Below are 21143 nucleotides of genomic sequence, written 5' to 3'. Positions count from 1 at the left end.
TGATGACTCACCTACCCTATGCCGACGCGCTGTGCGCGTTGAAGCAACCCTATTGCGCGGATTCAGCCGCGCCCGGTCTGTTTGATCGGGCGATGAAGGAAATCAGCCGCTTTCACTGCGACCACACCCCGGGTTACGCCCATTGGCTCAACGCCCATGGATTGGCGCCGCAAGACCTCGACAGTCTTGATGACTGGTCGCGTCTGCCGCCGATCTTTGCCAGTTTCTTCAAGCAACACTTGCTGCTCAGCAGCACGGGGGCGGACGCCCTGGAACTGACCTCGTCGGGCACCAGCGGACAGAAAAGCCGGATGCGTTACGACGAACGCAGCCTGGCGCGGGCGCAGTTCATGGTTGCGCAGATCTTTCGCCATTACGGTTGGGATACTCCGGATACGCCGTGCAATTACCTGCTGCTGAGCTACGAACCCGAGGGTCACATTACGCTCGGCACTTCGTTTACCGACCAGTTTCTCTGTCGGTTTGCCCCGGTCAATCGCGTGGTTTACGCCTTGCGCAACACCGGTAGCGGCCATCAGTTCGACGTATTCGGTGTCATCGCCGCATTGCAGTCATTCGCTGAAGAAGGTTTGCCGGTACGGATTTTCGGCTTCCCGGCGTTTCTCTGGCAGACCCTGCAACGCATGCAGGCTACCGCTGTACAGGATGTGCAATTGCCCGCCGGTTCGCTGGCCTTTTTTGGCGGCGGCTGGAAAACCCTGGCTGCGCAGGAAATTCCTAAACAACAGTTTTATGCCCATATCCATCGGCAATTGGGCATCGAAACCGCCCGCTGCCGCGACGGTTACGGCGCTGTCGAGCATGCGGTGCCTTATATCGAATGCGCCCGTCACCGCTTTCATGTGCCGGTGTATTCGCGGGTGCTGATTCGCGATGCGGCGGATTTTTCTCTGCTGCCCTATGGCCAACAAGGCCTGCTCGGCTTCGTCTCGCCTTACATCTCATCCAGCCCGGCGCATGCCGTGGTGATGAGCGACCTTGCCACGCTGCACCCGGGCGCAAGTTGCGGCTGTGGATTGACCAGCGACTGGTTCGAACTGCACGGCCGCGCCGGCACCACGGCCGGCAGAAGCTGCGCGATGGCCGCCGCCGAATTACTGGGAAGTCACTGAAATGTATTTGATAAATGGACAACTGCACGACATTTACAGCCTCGACCAAGCGCTGCAAGACCTGCAACACAAGTTGCCCCAGCGTTTGGCGACGTCGCTAGACAGCAGCACGGTCATCACGGCGATAACTGTTTTTGCCCAGCTGCTGCGTGACTCGCGCACGAACCTGCCCCTCGACAGCGAACAACGGCAGGCCTTGATCGATTTCTGCCAACCTGAAGCCTTGACGATCAAACGCCAGCGCGAACTCGGCGTCGCTGCCGACTCCCTGCGCCGTATCGATTATCGCCTGCCGCGCTTCGAAGCCTGGCGCCCGCTCGGGCTGGTGGTGCACATCACCCCGGCCAACGCGCCGCTGCTGGCCTTTTGCGCGGTGGTGGAAAGTCTGCTCGCCGGCAACGTCAACTGGTTGCGCCCCAGCCGCAGCGATCAAGGCCTGACGGCGCGACTGTTGCGGGCGTTGGTGAACTGCGATGCGAGCGGACAACTGGCCGGCCACGTGGCGGTGGTTCCAGCGAGCACCGAGCAGATCGGCCAATTATGCAAATCTGCCAATGGCGTCGCGGCGTGGGGTGGCGAAGCGGCCTTGCAAGCCATTCGGCAACAGCTCGCGCCGGGTTGTCGCTGGATCGACTGGGGGCATCGCATCAGCTTCGTCTATCTCACTCCTGCATCAGCTACGCCAGAGGCGCTTGATGCCGTCGCCGACGAAGTTTGCCGACTGGATCAGCAGGCCTGCTCCAGCCCGCAATGGCTGTTGGTGGACAGCGACGACACGCAAGTCTTGCGCGATATCGGTGAACGCCTGGCGCAGGCCCTGCAACGACGCGCCGCACAGTGGCCGGCACTGGTGCCGACACGCCAGGAAGCTTCGCAAATTACCACGCACACGCAAATGGCCCGCCTCGGTCAGAGTTTCGCCGGTCACACCGGGCAAGTCTGGCACGGCCCAGGCTGGCGGGTGATCTGGACCCATGATCGGCAACTCGCACCTTCGCCGCTGTTTCGCAGCGTATTGCTGCACCCGGTGCCGCAGGCGCTGCTGCCCGCCACTCTGCTGCCGTGGCGCAACGTCCTGCAAAGCTGTGCGCTGGTATGCGCACAATCGCAAATTGTCGAGCTTACCCATGCGTTGATCGCTGCCGGAGTCACGCGGATCGCACCGATCGGCAACATTCACGACGGGTACGAGGGCGAACCCCATGATGGCGTCTATGCGCTGCAACGTTTGAGTCGACGGGTATCGGTGAGTCTGGCGGCCATGCAACTGCCGAATCAGGCCAGTCTCGATCCAGCACCATCAGCGGCGACGCCGTGCGCTGCGATCATGGACAAAGAAGCCTTCGTCGCCCAGCCCATCAACGATCAGGCGCAGTTGTATTTCCGCTCCGGAGGCAGCAGCGGCACCCCTGCTCTGGCCGGCTACAGCTATCGCGACTTTGATCGGCAGATGCGCGCGACCGCTGATGGCCTGTTCGCTGCCGGTCTGGATCCAGCACAAGACCGAGTCATGAACCTGTTCTTCTGTGGCGGGCTGTACGGCGGCTTTCTCAGCTTCAGCAAAACGCTGGAACTGCTCGAGGTGACGCACCTGCCCATGGCCGCCCCTGCTGATGACGATTATCGGGAGATTGCCCAATTGATCATCGACCAACGGGTCAACGTGCTGGTCGGTATGCCCGGCACCCTGCATCGTCTGTTCCTCAATCAACAGGAGCGTCTGCGTGCTTATGCCGGAGTCGAAAAGGTCTTTCTCGGTGGCGAGCACCTGAGCGAGCAGAACCGTGAATTGCTGCGCAGTTGTGGCGTCTCGACCATTCGCTCGGCGATTTACGGCAGCGTCGACGCCGGTCCGCTTGGGCATGCCTGCGAGGATTCGGCGGATGGGGTTTTCCATCTGATGAGCGAGATCCAGCAGTTGGAGATTGTCGCGTTCGATGAGGATGTGCCGGTGGCGGATGATCAGGTGGGCCGGCTGCTGGTGACCTCGCTCGCCCGCGAGGGTGGTCAGCGCGTGCAGCGTTATGAGATTGGCGACAGCGGACGCTGGCTCCCGGGCGTCTGCGCCTGCGGGCTGAAGTCGCCCCGCTTTGAACTGTTGCAACGCCACGGCAAGTTGTTGCGTATCGGCACTGACTTTATCTCCCTGAGCGAATTGGCGTCACGGCTGCAAGTGCCGTTTCAGTTGCATCTGGACCACAGCGCCGAGGGCGTCGAGCGCATGCAACTGCATTGCGAACTTACAGCCGCCACCGTTGAAACACGTCTCGCCGATTACCTGACCCTGACGACCATCATCGACAGCGGATTGCTGGTGCTGCAGATCGAGCAATGCTCGCCCGAACACTTCGTTCGAAACAAACACAGTGGCAAGACGCCGCTGGTCATTGACTCCCGCCGCTGACGCTTGCCGTGAGCTGGCTCATTCGAATCAAGAAGAACACACCGTGAAAACAACCGACTCGATTAGCGAATTAACGGGTTTCGCCCGTGAGCATTCGCCCTACTACAAGAACAGTCTCGCCAACATCCCCGAGGCGATAAGTTCACTGTGCGAACTGCCACTGCTTGATCCGGCAGACTTCTGGAAAGACAGCGCGGATCTCGCGCAATGGCCGGTCCTGACGGCCCCCATTGGGCACGCCTTGGTGTTCAAGACCGGTGGATCAACCGGCGGTGGCAGGCTGTCCGTGTATGCCCGCACGGAATGGCAGCGCACGGTGGAAGATTTCGGCCGCAGTCTGAGCGAGCAGTTCAGCCCCGGGGACCGTGTCGCCAACCTGTTTTTCGCTGGCGACCTCTACGCCAGTTTTGTGTTTATTCATGACTCACTCGCCCATGTTCAAACAGCTGTCAGCGAGTTTCCGTTTACCGGCGAGGTTGATCCACCGAAGTTGGCCGACGCCATCAACCAGCATCGAATCAATGTAATGGCTGGCGTGCCCGCGCAATTACTGACTTTCGCCAGTTGGCTCAAACAACGCGGCCTTACGTTGCCCCTGGTTGATAGTGTGCTTTACGGCGGGGAGAGCCTGTTTGCCTCACAACGCCAGCTCCTTGAGCAAGTGCTGCCCAACGCGCGCATTGCCTCGATCGGCTACGCCAGCGTCGATGGCGGATTCATTGGCGCCAGTCATCCTGACTGCATCGAAGGAGAACATCGCACACCCGACGGTCACGTCCTGTTGGAGATTGTCGATCAGCACAGCGGCGCAACGATCGAGGCCTGCAATCAAACCGGTCTGCTCGTATTGACCAATCTGCATCGCCGCTTGATGCCGCTGATCCGCTATCCCGTCGGAGATCTAGCGTGCTGGCGCGAACCGCCGGGCACTGCACGACGCAAATTCGCCCTGAGAGGACGCAGCGGCAATAGCCAGCGGGTGCGGGTCGGCATTCTGTCGCTGATGACCGATGAAATCAGCGAAAGCGTACGGAGCATTACTGGCAGCGACGATTGGCAATTGCTGATCGAACAAGCCAACAGCGCTGATGTGTTGACGTTGAAATACGCAGTCATCGAACGATCGGCGCTCATCGACGAGAAACTTGAGGCCCGCTTGATCGAACTGTACCCGCCGATCGCGCAACTGCGGGCTGAGCGGTTATTGGAGCTGCGCATCCAGAGTTGCCGGTTTGAGGACTTGGCGCGCCATCCTCGCGCAGGGAAAAGCCTGCGGATCGTTGACTTGCGCTGCTATGGCCCGGACGAGAGGGAGGTGCGTGATGGAGTCGTTGATTCTGCGCAATTACCGTGACACCGACGCCAAGGCCGTCAGCCAGCTGTTTCGCGAGGTCTACGGTGATCATTACGTGCAAACCGACGTTTACATGCCCTGCCTGATCAATCAGAACCACGCCGACAAACGCTGGCATTCACTGGTTGCAGTGGAGGGTGAGCGGATTCTTGGTCATGCCACTTTGTATCGGCAAAGCGAAAGCTCGCACGATGCCGAACTGGCCTTGAGCGTCGTACATCCCGATACCCGTGGAAAGAACATTGCCACACGGCTGGGCGGACAACTGCTGACTCATGCGCAGGCGTTGGGCTGTCGCAGCGTCTCGATCAAACAGGTCACCCATCACCCTTACACCCAACGCATGGCTATCAACCTCGGTTTTCACAACACTGGATTGTTGCCGGACTATGTCCGCTCACCCTTTGGTTGTAAAAAACCCGAGTCGATCGTGTTGGGTGTACGTGCTATCGATGGCTATCAACGGCCATTGCCAGAACAGGCATGGCCAGCCAGTTGCCGCCCCTTGATGGAGCGTCTGAGCGCTGTGTTCGGCGTCGGGGCTGATGCAGGACGCTGGCGCGGAGCTTCGGTTCAGGTCCAGCAGCACGGCAGCCGCCATGAAATGTGGCTGGAAAAACTCAATCCGGAACTGCTCGACCAGTTGCGATCACTGCCCGGGCATTGGCTGGTTTCGATTCGTCTACAGCTTTCGCGACAGTTTGCCGTGGATCTGCACAGCCTCAACGCCATCGGTTTTGCTTTCACCGGCCTGGCGCCTGCACAGGATAATCGAGGGGGATGGCTGGCGCTGTTTCATCGTGGCTACCGCACGCGCAGGCAGACATTGCATTGTCCGCACATGCAGCAGTTGCATGACCAGGCACAACGTCACATCACTCGGCAAGCCGTGCCGGCGGCGTAAACAGCATGAGCCCGCACACGGATGAGCGGGCGTCATCAGCAGACGTTACGCCTTTGCCTTCAGGCCTTTGTCGGACGGAACTGCCGCATTGCCTTCGCCATAGGTCTTGAGATTCTGCAGGACGTAAATGGCTTTCTTGAATTCGGGGATCAGGCTCTTGCCGTAGTAATTGCCATTGAGACTGTTGGTCTGGATGGCATCGAGCTGAGTGGCGAAATATTCCAGCGCGTTGAACTTCGCCTCCGGGTCTTTCTGCACGCCGAAGCGGTCGAATTTGTCGCCGGCATTGAGCAAAGTGATCGAGGTGATCTCGGAAATCAGGCCGCGCCCGCGCAGGAATTCGCTGAGGTTGCCCAACTGCTTGACGGAAACGTTGGCCGGGTCGAAGCCCTTGATCTGCTTGCGCAAACCCTGCTTATCCATCTCCGCCACATTCAGCGCATTCGGATCGTTGCCGACCAGCGTCAGCATCTGCTGCACTTTGACGCTCTGCGAAACCTGCTTTTTCGCGCCGGTATCACGGACCATTACGCCTGCCTTGCTTTCCCAGGCGCCGGTATAGCCGATCGTCATGCGAGGATTCCTTGTGCGGTGAGCATGAAATGTCCTTGTTCCAACCAATTGAATGGGCGCGAGTATCGGCCGATGCGCCTGATCGCACCAAGTCTTTTGTGCGCTTTTTTACAAATCTCGTACATTCGTGACACAAGCCTGCATCCCGTAAACATTGGTTCAGAGCCGTCATCTTGATGTAACAAACGTGGCGATCCGGGGGTTTGTACCCATCCCGATACCAACCGGTCATCGCCCAGCGTTGTTTCGGCGCGCAAGCACCTAAAGCTTCGGCCCGCAACGACGATACGCTGTGATACCCGCCCTGTTTTATTCCTGCCCTCCAACAAAAAAGCCGCTCAAGGATCAGTTCCATGCCCGCACTGCGCACTATTCAGGCTCGCTACACGCTGTTTCTGATTCTGTTCATCCTGCTGTTGTCCGTACTGACCGTGGTCGGCATCAGCCAACTGGTGGCACCGACCCTGCGCGATACCGAAGAGAAGGTCGTGCTCAACCGCATCGCCGAAGTCGCCGTGCAGATCCAGGGCGAACTGAACAAGGTCCAGGCGCAGCAACGCAGCATCACCCAGACTATCCCGCTGCTCGACAGCGCCGCCATCGACGTGGTGCTGCCAGGGCTGGTGGATCAGTATGGCGAACTGAAAGTCTTTGGCGGCGGTATCTGGCCGTTGCCGGGCCAGCGCGAAGCCGGGCGTAACAAATTCAGCACTTTCTGGCACCGTGACGCCTCTGGCCAACTCAAGGTCAACACGTTCTGGAACAGCGATGCGGCGCCAAACTATTACGACCAGAGCTGGCACAAGGGCGGCATGGCCACTCCGCGCGGCCAGTGCGCGTGGGCCGCTGCCTATAAAGACGACGCCAGTGCCGAGCCGCGCACCAACTGCGCCATGGCGATCTACAAGAACGGCAGCGCCTGGGGTGTTTCGACCATCGACGTGACCCTGGGCTTCTTCAACGACCTGGTGGCGCGCAAGGAAAAAGACCTCAACGCCGAAATGCTCATCGTCGAGGCTGACGGCAAGATCATCAGCAACAGCTCGCGCATCAGCGGCCCGATCGTGTTGAAGAACATCAGCGAACTGACGGCCAGCTCGACCTTCGTCAATCAGATCAAGACCGGCCTGCAGAATCGCGATACAGCGCAACGCGTCGAGTTCGATAACAACGGTGAAGACGCCACCTTCTTCATGCGGCCTATCGAGGGCACACCGTGGTTCCTCGCCACCGCCCTGCCGACCAAGATGCTCACTGCCCAGCGCGATGACGTACTCCATAGCCTCAGCCTGATCCAGATTCCGCTGGTGATCCTGCTGGTGCTGTTGCAGGTTTACGCGATTCGTAAACTGGTGCTGCGCATGAAAGCGCTGAAGGCCAACATTGATTCGCTGTCCAGCGGTGACGCCGACCTGACCCGCCGCATCACCATTCGCGCCGAAGACGAACTGGGCGCCATCGGTCACTCGGTCAACACCTTCATCGCCTATCTGCAGAACATGATCGGCGAAGTCACCCAGGCCACCGGCGCCATGGCTTCCAGCCTCGACAACCTGCAGCGCACCTCGGCACATACCGGCCAGATTCTGCTGCGTCACGCTTCGGAAACCGATCAGACCGTCACCGCCATCAACGAAATGAGCTCGACTGCTGAAAGCGTCGCGCAAAACGCCGCTGAAACCGCTGCATTCACCCAGCGTGCCAATGAGAACGCAGACCGCTCGCGCGTCGTGGTGGGTGAAGCGACCAACAGCGTGGTCGCGCTGATCGACGAAGTGGCCAGCGCTACACACAAAGTTGAAAACATGCAGCAGGACGCCCAGCGCATCACCGAAATCCTCGGCGTCATCGGCGCGATTGCCGGGCAGACCAACCTGCTCGCCCTCAACGCCGCGATTGAAGCGGCCCGGGCCGGTGAACAGGGTCGCGGCTTTGCGGTGGTGGCGGATGAAGTCCGCGCCCTCGCCGCCCGCACTCAGGCCAGCACCTCGGAAATCAACGAAATGTTGACCCGTCTGACCCAAGGCGTGAGTTCGTCGGTCAGCGCCATGGAAAACACCCAGGCCAGTTGCCAGTCCGCTGCTGACGCCACCGCCCGAGTCAACTCGGGGCTGGACGAAATGGCCGGTTCGGTCAGCCATATCAACAGCCTCAGCACGCAGATCGCCACCGCCGCCGAACAGCAAAGCGCAGTGACCGAAGAGATCAACCGCAGCATGGTGCAGATTCGCCACATGGTCGATGAACTGGTGCAGAGCGGCCAGGCCAGCGAGCTGAATACCCGCCAGTTGCTCGAAGCCAATAGCCGCGTGAGCGCGATCATGGGGCGGTTCAAGGTCAGTTAAGCCAACCGCGACCACGGGGATTTCGGCCTTTACGCCAATCCCCTGTGGGAGCGAGCCTGCTCGCGAAAGCGATTTTTCAGTCACTGTATCTGCGGCTGGTCAACCGCATTCGCGAGCAGGCTCGCTCCCACATTGGTTCGGCTGTCTTGTAGCAACTGGAAACACTCAGTTGATGCCGGGATGGAAAAACCGGTCAAAATGCGCTCTTGCTGACCTTCACCGAGTCGAGAGCCCATTCCCATGCGAAGCCAACTGCGTCTGCTCGCCCTGAGCACCCTGTTCATCTCCTCCCTGGCGCAAGCCGCCGAACTGATCCCGATCGAAGTGCACCGCGATGCCAACTGCGGCTGCTGCAAAAAGTGGATCAGCCATCTCGAAGCCAATGGCTTCAAAGTCGAAGATCACGTCGAAAGCGACATGAGCAGCTTCAAACAGCAGCACGGCGTACCACCGCGTCTGGCGTCCTGCCACACGGCGATCATCAATGGCAAATTCGTCGAAGGCCATGTGCCGGCCGATCAGGTGCTTGCGTTGAGCAAGCGCGACGATCTGCTGGGTGTGGCTGCACCGGGCATGCCAATGGGCTCGCCGGGCATGGAAATGGACGGCATGAGCGATGCGTACCAAGTGATCGGTCTGAAGAAGGACGGCGCCGACGTGGTGGTGGCGGACTACCCGGCCCGTTGATGGGTGCGGCTTACTTCGGCCTGTTCTTTGCTGCGTTTGGTGCGGCGACGTTGTTGCCATTGCAATCCGAGGCGCTGCTGGTCGGCCTGATCGTCAGCGAGCGTTACTGGCTGTGGGGTTTGCTCGCGGTAGCGACGCTGGGCAACGTACTCGGCTCGCTGGTCAACTGGTGGCTGGGCCGTGGCATCGAACGGTTTCAGGATCGACGCTGGTTTCCGGTCAGCCCTGGGCATATGGCCAAGGCACGCAAGCACTATGAGCGCTATGGGCATTGGTCGCTGCTGCTCAGTTGGCTGCCGGTGATCGGCGATCCGCTGACCTTGATAGCAGGCGTCATGCGCGAACCGCTCGGGCGCTTTCTGTTGATCGTCACCCTTGCCAAAGGCGCGCGCTATGGCGTGCTGGCCTTGCTGACACTTGGCTGGCTAGGTTGAACCAACCCTCAGTGTGATTGCCTTTGTTTAACGTCGGCGTAATCCCGACCTTCCAGAGTCGGCCAATTTTCAAGGAGTTTGTGCTTATGTCCGTCACGCTTTCCCGCTGGCTGCCCGGCCTGGTCCTCAGCGCTGCCTTGCCGTTAATGGCGCACGCAGCCACTGAAACCGTTGCCGCCGAAGGGCCTGCCTATGGCCCGGAGCTGCAAGGTTTCCAATACCCGTACACGCTTAAACATTTCGCCTTCGAATCCCAAGGCCAGAAGCAGCAAATGGGCTACATGGACGTCGCCGCCAATGGCAAGGCCAACGGCCGCACCGTGGTGCTGATGCACGGCAAGAATTTCTGCGCAGCGACCTGGGACAGTTCGATCAAAGCCCTGAGCGACGCCGGCTACCGCGTGATTGCGCCGGATCAGATCGGTTTCTGTACCTCCAGCAAACCTGAGCATTATCAGTACAGCTTCCAGCAACTGGCCACCAACACCCAGCAATTGCTCAAGGCTTTGGGCATTCAGAAAGCCACTGTGCTCGGCCACTCCACCGGCGGCATGCTCGCCACCCGTTATGCGCTGCTGTTCCCTGAGCAGGTTGATCAACTGGCAATGGTCAACCCGATCGGTCTGGAAGACTGGAAAGCCCTCGGCGTTCCGTATCGCACCGTCGATCAGTGGTATCAGCGTGAATTGAAGGTCACGGCCAAGGGCATTCGCGATTATGAGCGCACCACCTATTACGACGGCCGCTGGAAGCCGGAATTCGATCGTTGGGTCGACATGCTCGCCGGCCTGAGCAACGGTCCGGGCAAGACCCAGGTCGCGTGGAACTCGGCGCTGATCTACGACATGATCTTCACCCAGCCGGTGTACTACGAGTTCAAGGACCTGAAGATGCCGACCCTGTTGCTGATCGGCACCTCAGACACCACCGCCATCGGCAAGGACCTCGCACCGCCGGAAGTGAAAGCGAAAATCGGCCACTACGAGGTGCTCGGCAAACAGGTCGCCAAGCTGATTCCGCAGTCGACGCTGATCGAATTCCCGGGCATGGGTCATGCGCCACAAATGGAGGAACCGGAAAAATTCCATCAGGCGCTGCTCGGCTGGCTGGGCAAGACTCCTTCCGCTCCATGATGAGGTAAGCCGATGACGGTGCAGATTGCAGTGATCGATGACTGGCAGGACGTGGCACGCGACGTGGTCGACTGGTCCGTGCTGGAGAGCATTGGTGAAGTGACCTTTGTGCATGATTACCCGGCCGACAACGCGGCACTGGCCGAGCGCCTCGGCAAGTACGAGGTGATCTGCGTCATGCGCGAACGCACGCGCTTCGACGCCGACTTGCTCGGGCGCTTGCCCAATCTGAAGTTGCTGGTCACCGGCGGCATGCGCAATGCCGCGCTGGACATGCCGGCCGCTGCAGCGCTGGGCATCAAGGTCTGCGGCACCGACAGTTACAAACACGCCGCGCCGGAACTGACCTGGGCGCTGATCATGGCGGCCACCCGTGATCTGGTGAAGGAAGCCAATGCCCTGCGCGCCGGCCATTGGCAACAGGGCCTCGGCGGGGATCTGCACGGCAAGACCCTGGGTATTCTCGGTTTGGGCAGCATCGGCCAGCGGGTCGCGCAATTCGGTCAGGTGTTCGGCATGCGGGTGATTGCCTGGAGCGAAAACCTCACGGCCGAACGCGCTGAACAGGCCGGCGTGACGTACGTCAGCAAGCAGCAATTGTTCGAGCAGGCCGACGTGCTGTCGGTGCATCTGGTGCTCAGCGAACGCAGTCGCGGTCTGGTTGATGCGCAAGCGCTGGAGTGGATGAAACCGAGCGCATTGCTGGTCAACACCGCACGCGGGCCGATCGTCGATGAAACCGCGTTGATCAAGGCGCTACAGAAACGGCGCATTGCCGGAGCAGCGCTGGACGTATTCGAGCAAGAGCCGTTGCCGGCCCTGCACCCGTTTCGCACGCTGGACAATGTCCTCGCCACGCCGCATGTGGGCTATGTCAGTCGGCAGAATTACGAGCAGTTCTTCCGGCAGATGATCGAGGATATTCAGGGTTGGGCAGCTGGGGAGCCGGTGCGTCTGTTGAACTGAGTCCATCACTTTAAAGTTGAGTTGCTTCAACCGCCCTCTTCGCGAGCAGGCTCGCTCCCACAGGTTGTACGCGGTCCAATGTGGGAGCGAGCCTGCTCGCGAAGAGGTCATCTCAGATACCACTCTGCAATACGCTCGCACCACAACGGTGCAACTCGCCCATCCCCTAGCACAAAACCGTGACTACCCAGTCACTGTTTTGGCCCACTCCGTCCAAAAAACATGCCCTTCGTCGGAGCGTTTTCCCTTCTGAACCCTCGCTAACATCCCGATACAACCGATTGTCGAACAATTTACCCATTTGCCCCGACCCGCTCTAGGATCTGGCCTAGACTGATTTTTCAGTGGCCAAACCACTCGGTCATACCGACGAAAAAAAGTCGAAACTTTTGCTTCACGCCACAGGTCATCAGAACAACTGGGCGAAAGCGACTGGTGTAATCCTTGCAACGGCCTCACCACCCATTCTGCTTGCGCGTGTTGGGTCAGCACTTGCTCACCGATGCGTGGCGCCTTTGCGCCCGGCCACAGGACTTGGCCACGAAACAGCTTGTTCGAGACAAGAATCAGATCACACACGGGAGATACATATGATCAGTGCGGCATTGGATATTCAGGGAGAGCGTGCTCACCAGTCGCTTGGAGAATCGAGCACCATCAGTGTTCCCGGCAGCCGACAGATCAACGTACCCGGCACCAAGACGCTTGCTCCGGTAGCAAGCCAGAATCCCAACAAGAAAAAAGTGTTGTTCGTGACCTCTGAGATCGCCGATCTGGTCAAGACCGGTGGCCTCGGTGATGTCTCCGCCGCCCTGCCCCGGGCGATGGCCCACCTGCATGACGTGCGGGTGTTGATTCCCGGGTATCCGCAAGTGGTGCACAGCGAAAACCCGATTCACATCATCGGCGAGCTGGGTGGCCACGCCGCGCTGCCACCTTGCAAGATCGGTCGTATGGACATGCCCGATGGTCTGGTGATCTACGTGTTGATCTGCCCTGAACTCTACGAGCGTGAGGGTGGCCCTTACGGCGCCAACAACGGTCGCGACTGGCCGGACAACCATATCCGCTTCGCCCGTCTCGGCCTGGCTGCTGCCGACATCGCCGCCAACCTTGCGCAAATCCACTGGCGCCCGGATCTGGTGCACGCCCATGACTGGCCGGCTGGCCTCGCGCCCGCTTACATGCACTGGCGCGGGCAGCGCACGCCAACGCTGTTCACCATTCACAACCTTGCCTACCAGGGCGTGACCAGCCTCGGTTCCTGCCCGGAGCTGGGGATTCCCACCCATGCCCTGCAACAGGAAGGCATGGAGTTCTACGGCAAGATGTCGTTCCTCAAGGCCGGCATGGCCTATTCGAGCCACATCACCACCGTCAGCGCGACGTATGCGCAAGAAATCACCACCCCGGACTTTGGTTGTGGCCTCGACGGTTTCCTTGCCGCCAAGACCCAGCAAGGCCTGCTCAGCGGTATCCCGAACGGCATCGACGAGAGCTGGGATTCGGCGACCGACCCGCACCTGTTCGCCCCGTTCGCCATCGGCGATTGGGAAGGCAAAGCGGTCAACGCCGCCCACGTCCGTGAGCTGTTCGGCCTGAATGACTCTACCGGCCCGCTGTTCGCCGTGGTCTCGCGCCTGGTCTATCAGAAAGGTCTCGACCTCACCGAAGCGGTGTCCGAGTTCATCGTGCAGAACGGTGGTCAAATCGCGATCATCGGTCGCGGCGAGCCGGAAGAAGAGCAAGCCATGCGTGAACTGGCCCTGCGCTTTCCTGGCCAGATCGGCGTGCGGATTGGCTTCAACGAAACCGATGCCCGACGCATGTTCGCCGGCAGCGATTTCCTCTTGATGCCATCGCGTTACGAGCCTTGCGGCTTGAGCCAGATGTACGCCCAGCGTTTCGGCTCGCTGCCGGTCGCGCGCAACACCGGTGGTCTGGCCGACACCATTGAAAACGGCGTCACCGGTTTCCTCTTCGATGAGTCCACCGTTGATAGCTACAAGGAAGCCCTGAGCCGCGCGTTCAAGGTCTTCGCCTTCCCGGAATTGCTCAATGCCATGCGTTGCCGGGCCATGGCTGCACCGTTCAACTGGAGCAAAGCGGTTGAACCGTACGCCGAACTTTACGAACAACTGGTCGCCAAGGCGTTGGGTAAAGCCAGCCACAAATAACCAGGGAGTTGCAAAAAATGCCGTCAAGGACCCAAGAAACCTGGCCCCACGGCGCGATCATGCTGGATGCCGAGCACACGCAATTTGCGTTGTGGGCGCCTGACGCGTTCTACGTCAGTGTGGAACTGGAAGATGGAAAATCGTTGCCCATGCTGCCTCAGGGTGACGGTTGGTTTGTAATCAAGGCCAATTGCCCGGCGGGCAGTCGCTACCGTTACTGCATCGATGGCGAACTGGAGGTGCCGGACCCGGCCTCCAGAGCGCAGGATGGTGACCTTGACCGCCACAGCGTGGTGGTCGACCCCCATGCCTATCAATGGCGGCACACGACCTGGAATGGTCGGCCGTGGAGCGAAGCGGTGATTTACGAGATGCACGTCGGTGCGCTCGGTGGATTTGCCGAAGTTGAACAGCATCTGGCGCGCTTGGTGGCGCTGGGCATTACCGCGATCGAACTGATGCCGCTGGCGCAATTCCCCGGTGATCGCAACTGGGGCTACGACGGGGTGCTGCCCTACGCGCCTCAAGCCTCCTACGGCACCCCCGAACAACTCAAACACCTGATCGACACCGCCCACGGCCATGGCCTGGCGGTGATTCTCGACGTGGTCTACAACCACTTCGGCCCCGACGGCAACTATCTGCATCGTTACGCCAAAGGCTTTTTCCGCGAGGACAAGCACACGCCCTGGGGCGCAGCGATCGATTTCCGCCGCCCGGAAGTGCGCGAGTTCTTCATTGAGAATGCACTGATGTGGCTGCTCGAATACCGTTTCGACGGTTTGCGCCTGGACGCGGTGCACGCGATTGAAGACCCGGATTTCCTCAGCGATCTGGCCCGGCGCATTCGCCAGCAGATCGACCCGACCCGGCATGTCTGGCTGACCGTCGAGAACGAGCTGAACCAGTCGAGCCTGCTGGAAAACGATTACGACGCGCAATGGAACGATGACGGTCATAACGCGTTGCATGTGCTGCTGACCGGCGAAACCGACGCCTATTACGCCGACTATGCCGCGCAGCCCACCGAGCAACTGGTGCGCTGCCTGAGTCAGGGCTTCGTATTCCAGGGCCACATCACTCGCCATGGCGAACCTCGCGGCGAGCCGAGCGAACATCTGCCCTCCACCGCTTTCGTGTTGTTCCTGCAGAACCATGACCAGATCGGCAACCGCGCGTTTGGCGAACGTCTGCATCAGCTTGCCGACCCGCGTGCGGTGCAGGCGGCGACGGTGTTGTTGCTGCTGTCGCCGATGATTCCGCTGATGTTCATGGGCGACGAGTTTGCCGCCGAGCAACCGTTCCTGTTTTTCACCAGCCACCACGGTGAACTGGCGGAACTGGTGCGTGAAGGCCGGCGCAACGAGTTCGCCGCATTCAGTGCCTTTACCGATCCGCACAAGCGCGAACAGATCCCTGATCCAAATGCCGAAAGCACCTTCCACGCTTCGCAGCCGCGACTGTCCGGGAGCGGCACGCCATTGCAACAGCAGACCCAAGAGCTCTACCGGCAACTGCTGAAGTTGCGCCATCAGTACATCATTCCCCATCTCTCCGGGACCCAGGCTCTGGGCGCGCAAATGCTCGGCTATGGAGCGGTCAGTGCGCGCTGGCGACTGGGCAACGGCAGTGAGCTGCGAATTGACCTGAACCTCAGTGACACGCCAGTGGTCAACCCTGCACAGACCGATACCGAGTGGCTGTTTCAACAGCCAGCCGCGATCGAACTGTCGGACCCGAACCAACTGCCGGCGTACACCGCGCTCGTCAGCCTCACGGCCGCACCCCTTTTGCACCCCCTGGATGGAGAGCGCCTATGAGCGATGCGCAACTGGAAATACTCGCCAGTCGAGCCGGCCTTGCCGTCGACTGGATCGACGCCAACGGGCGTCAGCAAAAAGTCGCTCCCGCTGTGTTGCGCAATGTCCTGGTCGGACTCGGCCACCCCGCCAGCACCGCGCAAGAAATCGATGCCAGCCTGTTGCAACTGCAAGAAGTCCAGCAAGACCGCCATCTGCCGCCCCTGCTGACCTGCGACGTTGGCGTTGCCCTCGACCTGAGTCGCTACTTCACACCGGAGACGCCCTGCGAGATTCATCTTGAAGACGGCTCGCAGATGAACCTCAAGCTGGACAACGAAGCCATGTTGCCCGGCTTGATTCCGGTGGGTTACCAGCAAGTGCACATCGGCGATCAGTATTTCACTCTCGCTGTGGCGCCTGAGCGTTGTTTCAGCGTTGGCGATGCGGTCGATAGCCCGATCCCGCGCGCCTGGGGTCTGAGCGCCCAGTTGTATTCGTTGCGCCGTCCGGGTGACGGTGGCTTCGGCGACACCCAAGCGCTGGAGGAACTGGTTCGTGTAGCGGGCGAACGTGGCGCCGATGCACTGGCGATCAGCCCGATGCACGCGATGTTCAGCTCAGACAATGGCCGCTACAGCCCCTATTCGCCGTCCAGCCGCTTGTTTCTCAATTCACTGTACGCAGCGCCGGGCAGCATTCTCGGCGAGCGCGCATTGCGTGACGCAATCGATGCCAGTGGCCTGGCCGCGCAGTTCGACCAGTTGGAAAATCTCAAGCTGATCGACTGGCCTGCCGCCGCCCAAGCCAAGCAGAAACTGCTGCAAGCCTTATATGACGGTTTCGTCGCTGGCGAGCATCCGCTGCACGCCGACTTCGCCAGCTTCCGCCATGCCGGTGGCGAAGCGCTGGAGAATCATTGTCGCTTCGAAGCCATTCAGGAAATGCGCGCCGCCCGTGGCGAAAGCCTCGACTGGCGCGAATGGCCGGAGCACTGGCACGACCCGCGCGGCGCGGCGCTGGGCGCTTTTGCCGAAGAATATGCCGAGCGCATCGGTTATTTCGCCTTCTGCCAATGGCTGATCCATCGCTGCCTCGAGCGCGTGCAATCTGCCGCGCGCAGTGCCGGCATGGGCATTGGCCTGATCGCCGACCTCGCCGTCGGTGCTGACGGTGCCGGCAGTCAGGCCTGGAGTTTTCAGGATGAATTGCTCGCCTCGCTGACCGTCGGCGCGCCGCCGGACATCCTGAACCGCAGCGGCCAGGGTTGGGGCATTTCCGCGTTCTCGCCGGAAGGGCTGATCCGCAACGGTTTCCGTGCCTTCATCGAGATGCTGCGCGCCAACTTCGCCCACGCCGGAGGCCTGCGCATCGACCATGTCATGGGCCTGCAACGCCTGTGGGTGATTCCCAACGGCGCCGCCCCGGCCGATGGCGCCTATCTGTATTATCCGTTCGACGACATGCTGCGTCTGCTGGCCCTCGAGTCGCATCGGCATCAAGCCATCGTGCTCGGCGAAGACCTCGGCACCGTGCCGGAAGGCCTGCGGGAAAAACTCGCCGCGCGCTCGATTCTCGGCATGCGCGTGCTGTTGTTCGAACAGGACAATACCCGCTTCAAACCGATTCTCGACTGGCCGGATGACGCGCTCGCCACCACCAGCACCCATGACCTGCCGACACTCAATGGCTGGTGGCATGGCCGCGATATCGACTGGAACGCGCGCCTCGGTCTGGTCGATGCCAACGGCGAAATCGACTGGCGCCGGCATCGCGAGCGTGAACGCGAAGGCCTGCGTGATGCGCTGCGCCAGGATCCGCAGAACTTCCGCGAAGAGTCCCACGAAGCCGATCAAGTGGTCGATGCCAGTGTGCGTTTCCTCGGCCACACCCGCGCGCCGCTGGTGCTGCTGCCGCTGGAAGATGCCTTGGGTATCGATGAACAGCCGAACCTGCCTGGCACCACCGATTCACATCCGAACTGGTCGCGACGTTTGCCCGGTCCCAGCGAAGCGTTGCTGGACGGCCCCGATGCCGCCCGCCGCCTGGAACTGCTGGCCTGCGCGCGCCTTCAAGCCTCTGAGCGTGACCAATGAATCAACAGCAAATCCAGCCACTGCGCGCCACGTTGCGCCTGCAATTTCATAAAGGTTTTACTCTCGAACAAGCGGTGCCACTGGTGCCGTACTTTGCCCGCCTCGGCATCAGCCATATCTACGCCTCGCCATTGCTGGCGGCGCGCGCCGGTTCCATGCATGGCTACGACGTGGTCGACCCGACTCAGGTCAACCCTGAGCTGGGCGGCGAGCCGGCATTGCGCCAACTGGTCAGTACCCTGCGTGAACACAACATGGGCCTGATCCTCGACATCGTTTCCAACCACATGGCCGTGGGTGGCAACGACAACCCGTGGTGGCTCGACCTGCTGGAATGGGGACGCCTGAGTCCGTATGGCGAATTCTTCGACATTCAGTGGCACTCGCCGGACCCGTTGATGGAAGGCCAATTGCTGCTGCCGTTTCTTGGCAGTGACTACGGCGTGGCGTTGCAGGAAGGCACACTCAAGCTCAAGTTCAACGCGCAGGCCGGCACTTTTTACGTCGAGCATTACGACCACCACTTCCCGATCTGCCCGAACAACTATGGCGAGCTGCTCAAGTCCGACGACACGCTGAAGTCTCTGGCAGATCGCTTCAGCACACTCAGCTATCAGACCGACGCACATTCGCTGGCGATGCCGCTCAAGCAAGAGTTGCGCGAGCTGGCGAGCGATCCGCGTGTTCTGGCGACTATCGAAGGCAACCTCGCACAGTACGATTCCACCACCGAGGAAGGCTTTCACAAGCTTCACGAACTGCTGGAACGGCAAAGCTATCGCCTGGCCAGTTGGCGCACGGCGGCGGACGACATCAACTGGCGGCGCTTCTTCGACATCAACGAGCTTGGCGGTCTGCGCGTGGAGCGCCCGGCAGTGTTCGAAGCAACCCACGGCAAGATCTTCCAATTGGTTGAAGAAGGTCTGGTCGACGGCCTGCGCATCGACCACATCGACGGCCTTGCCGACCCGCGTGGCTACTGCCGCAAATTGCGTCGGCGTCTGGATCACTTGGCACCGGGACGTCATCTGCCCATCTACGTCGAAAAGATCCTCGGCGAGGGCGAAACCCTGCGCCGCGACTGGAGCGTCGACGGCACCACCGGTTACGAGTTCATGAACCAGCTGTCGCTGCTGCAACACGACCCGGACGGCGAACATGTCCTCGGCGAACTCTGGCAGCGCCGTACCGAGCGCCCGGCAGCGTTCATTGAAGAAGCGCAATTGGCCCGTCAGCAAATCCTCAATGGTTCGCTGGCCAGCGACTTCGAAAGTGTTGCCCAAGCGCTGCATCAGGTAGCACGTGATGACTTGATGACCCGCGACCTGACCCTGGGCGCGATCCGCCGCGTGCTCCACGCGTTGATCGTGCACTTCCCGGTTTATCGCACCTACATCAGCGCGATGGGCCGTTCCGAGCAGGACGAAGCGATTTTCCTGCACGCCATGGACGGTGCGCGGCAAACCCTCAGCGAAGCTGACTGGCCCGTGCTCGACTCGGTCGCCAGCTGGCTTGGCGGCACGCCATGGCGCCGCAAGCCACGGGGGCGCTCGCGCAAGATTCTCAAACATGCCTGCGTGCGTTTCCAGCAACTGACCTCGCCGGCAGCGGCCAAGGCTGTGGAAGATACTGCGCTGTATCGCTCGGCGGTGCTGCTGTCGCGCAATGATGTCGGTTACAACACCGAGCAGTTCAGCGCGCCGGTCAGCGAGTTCCACGAAGTCAATCAACAGCGCATGACGGAGTTTCCCGACAACCTTCTGGCGACTGCCACCCACGATCACAAGCGCGGTGAAGACACCCGCGCCCGGCTGGCCGTACTCAGCGAGCGCAGCCATTGGTACGCCGATCAGGTCGAACTGTGGCGCGCCCTCGCCCGCCCCGTGCGCATCGAAGATGACGCGCCTTCCGCTGGCGACGAACTGATCCTCTATCAGGCATTGCTCGGCAGTTGGCCGCTGGACCTGCAGGACGACGACAAGGCCGGTTTCGCCGATTACGCCAAGCGCATCTGGCAGTGGCAACAGAAAGCCCTGCGCGAAGCCAAGCTGCAAAGCAGCTGGAGCGCGCCGAATGAAGCCTATGAAAACGCAGCGCAAGCCTTCACGGAAAAACTGCTGACCGGCGAAGAAGGCGAATTGCTGCGCGCGGCGCTGAGCAAGACCGTCAACAGCATCGCCGCTGCCGGCGCGCTCAACGGGCTGGCGCAAACCTTGCTGCGCATGACCGTGCCGGGTGTGCCGGATCTCTATCAGGGCAACGAGTACTGGGATTTCAGTCTGGTAGACCCGGACAACCGCCGCCCGGTGGATTACGCCGCCCGCGAGCAAGCGTTGCAGGCATCCGTGCCGGGTACCGAGCTGCTTAAGGACTGGCGTGACGGGCGCATCAAACAGGCGCTGATCAGTGAGGTGTTGAACCTGCGCAAGGAACACGGCGAGCTGTTCCGCCGTGGCGATTACCAGCCATTGGAAGTACTGGGCAGTCAGGCGCACAACGTCTTGGCATTCGCGCGTGAACACGAAGGCGTGCGGGCCATTGTCGTAGTGCCGGTGCGTTGCGCGACGTTGCTGGAAAACAGTGCCATCCCGCAGGTCGATGCGCTGCGCTGGGGCGATACGCGGGTCGTTTTACCGTCTGCCGCTTCGGATGCAAACCTGAAGGGACTTTTTGCAAGCAGCGTAGTCACACAAAACAGGGAGCTGAATGTCAGCGAAGCGCTGGGGGATGTCCCGGTCAATCTCTTTATCCAACACTTAACACAAGCATGAGTTCAGTTCAGGAGCATTGCGATGAGCACCGACGATAAACGCATTCGCGAATTCGCCTATCAGATCTGGGAGTCGGAAGGGAAACCTGAAGGCCACGAAGAACGTCATTGGGAAATGGCGCGCAAGCTGGCCGAGGCCGAAGCGCTGGCACCCAAGAAGCCACCAAAAGCGGCTGGCAGCAAAGTGGCTGGCAAGACTACAGCGGCAACAGCGAAAAGCACCGACGGCAAGACACCGGCAGCCGCCAAAGCCAAACCAGCGGCGAAAGCCAAGCCTGCGGCCACGGCCAAAGTAGTCCCGCCGGGCGAAAAGGCTGCCGAGAAAAAGCCGCGAGCCGCGAAGAAGCCTCCGGCGAACTGACCCGATC

The 21143-nt window shown here is 60.7% G+C and carries 14 protein-coding genes and 2 pseudogenes; 15 read left to right on the top strand and 1 reads right to left on the bottom strand.

Annotation, left to right across the window (positions count from 1 at the left end; genetic code table 11):
- Positions 1-2: 2 nt before the first annotated feature.
- The 4 genes from AB4N73_RS07975 to AB4N73_RS07960 are packed head-to-tail and all read left to right on the top strand — an operon-like array spanning position 3 to position 5795.
- On the top strand, positions 3-1133 hold the full coding sequence (locus AB4N73_RS07975) for a LuxE/PaaK family acyltransferase (RefSeq protein ID WP_460143219.1): 1131 nt from the start codon (positions 3-5) through the stop codon (positions 1131-1133).
- Between the two features lies 1 nt (position 1134).
- On the top strand, positions 1135-3537 hold the full coding sequence (locus tag AB4N73_RS07970; protein WP_460143218.1) for an aldehyde dehydrogenase family protein: 2403 nt from the start codon (positions 1135-1137) through the stop codon (positions 3535-3537).
- 43 nt (positions 3538-3580) lie between these two features.
- Entirely contained in the window at positions 3581-4891 is a 1311-nt protein-coding gene (locus AB4N73_RS07965) for a phenylacetate--CoA ligase family protein (protein ID WP_460143582.1), read from the top strand.
- On the top strand, positions 4860-5795 hold the full coding sequence (locus tag AB4N73_RS07960) for a GNAT family N-acetyltransferase (RefSeq protein WP_256809769.1): 936 nt from the start codon (positions 4860-4862) through the stop codon (positions 5793-5795). The genes AB4N73_RS07965 and AB4N73_RS07960 overlap by 32 nt, the downstream gene beginning before the upstream one ends.
- A gap of 45 nt (positions 5796-5840) precedes the next feature.
- On the opposite strand, the gene AB4N73_RS07955 is transcribed toward AB4N73_RS07960, so the two are convergent.
- The gene (locus AB4N73_RS07955) at positions 5841-6368 is read right to left on the bottom strand and encodes a hypothetical protein (RefSeq protein WP_024012886.1); all 528 of its coding nucleotides are present in this window, start codon (positions 6366-6368) and stop codon (positions 5841-5843) included.
- A gap of 353 nt (positions 6369-6721) precedes the next feature.
- Here AB4N73_RS07955 and AB4N73_RS07950 point away from each other — a divergent pair.
- The 11 genes and pseudogenes from AB4N73_RS07950 to AB4N73_RS07900 all read left to right on the top strand — a co-directional run.
- Positions 6722-7852 (top strand): annotated as a pseudogene (locus AB4N73_RS07950) (HAMP domain-containing protein); the annotation flags it as partial.
- Between the two features lie 333 nt (positions 7853-8185).
- A pseudogene (locus tag AB4N73_RS07945) lies at positions 8186-8713 on the top strand (methyl-accepting chemotaxis protein); the annotation flags it as partial.
- A gap of 240 nt (positions 8714-8953) precedes the next feature.
- A complete protein-coding gene (locus AB4N73_RS07940) occupies positions 8954-9400 on the top strand; it encodes a DUF411 domain-containing protein (protein ID WP_460143217.1) in 447 nt (148 codons plus the stop codon).
- On the top strand, positions 9400-9834 hold the full coding sequence (locus tag AB4N73_RS07935) for a YqaA family protein (protein ID WP_150742084.1): 435 nt from the start codon (positions 9400-9402) through the stop codon (positions 9832-9834). The genes AB4N73_RS07940 and AB4N73_RS07935 overlap by 1 nt, the downstream gene beginning before the upstream one ends.
- Positions 9835-9920: 86 nt before the next feature.
- Positions 9921-10967 carry an alpha/beta fold hydrolase gene (locus tag AB4N73_RS07930; protein ID WP_460143216.1) on the top strand — a complete coding sequence of 349 codons (1047 nt, stop codon included), beginning with the start codon at positions 9921-9923 and terminating at the stop codon, positions 10965-10967.
- Positions 10968-10979: 12 nt separating this feature from the next.
- Complete coding sequence (locus AB4N73_RS07925) at positions 10980-11933, top strand: D-2-hydroxyacid dehydrogenase family protein (RefSeq protein WP_406229073.1); 954 nt, start codon at positions 10980-10982, stop codon at positions 11931-11933.
- Positions 11934-12523: 590 nt separating this feature from the next.
- Positions 12524-14110 (top strand): glycogen synthase GlgA, encoded by a 1587-nt coding sequence (gene glgA, locus AB4N73_RS07920; RefSeq protein WP_016774645.1) that lies wholly within the window; start codon positions 12524-12526, stop codon positions 14108-14110.
- A gap of 17 nt (positions 14111-14127) precedes the next feature.
- Positions 14128-15930, top strand: a complete 1803-nt coding sequence (gene treZ, locus AB4N73_RS07915; protein WP_460143215.1) for a malto-oligosyltrehalose trehalohydrolase — start codon at positions 14128-14130, stop codon at positions 15928-15930.
- On the top strand, positions 15927-18005 hold the full coding sequence (gene malQ / locus AB4N73_RS07910; RefSeq protein WP_041480980.1) for a 4-alpha-glucanotransferase: 2079 nt from the start codon (positions 15927-15929) through the stop codon (positions 18003-18005). The genes treZ and malQ overlap by 4 nt, the downstream gene beginning before the upstream one ends.
- Entirely contained in the window at positions 18002-20776 is a 2775-nt protein-coding gene (locus AB4N73_RS07905) for a malto-oligosyltrehalose synthase (RefSeq protein WP_460143214.1), read from the top strand. Before malQ ends, AB4N73_RS07905 begins: the two co-directional genes overlap by 4 nt.
- Positions 20777-20797: 21 nt before the next feature.
- The gene (locus AB4N73_RS07900; RefSeq protein WP_095179950.1) at positions 20798-21136 is read left to right on the top strand and encodes a DUF2934 domain-containing protein; all 339 of its coding nucleotides are present in this window, start codon (positions 20798-20800) and stop codon (positions 21134-21136) included.
- Positions 21137-21143: the final 7 nt, after the last annotated feature.

The sequence above is a fragment of the Pseudomonas sp. S3_B08 genome, assembly GCF_054667725.1.
The sequence above is the reverse complement of the archived record's forward strand: the minus strand, read 5'-3'. Positions and strand labels throughout refer to the sequence as shown.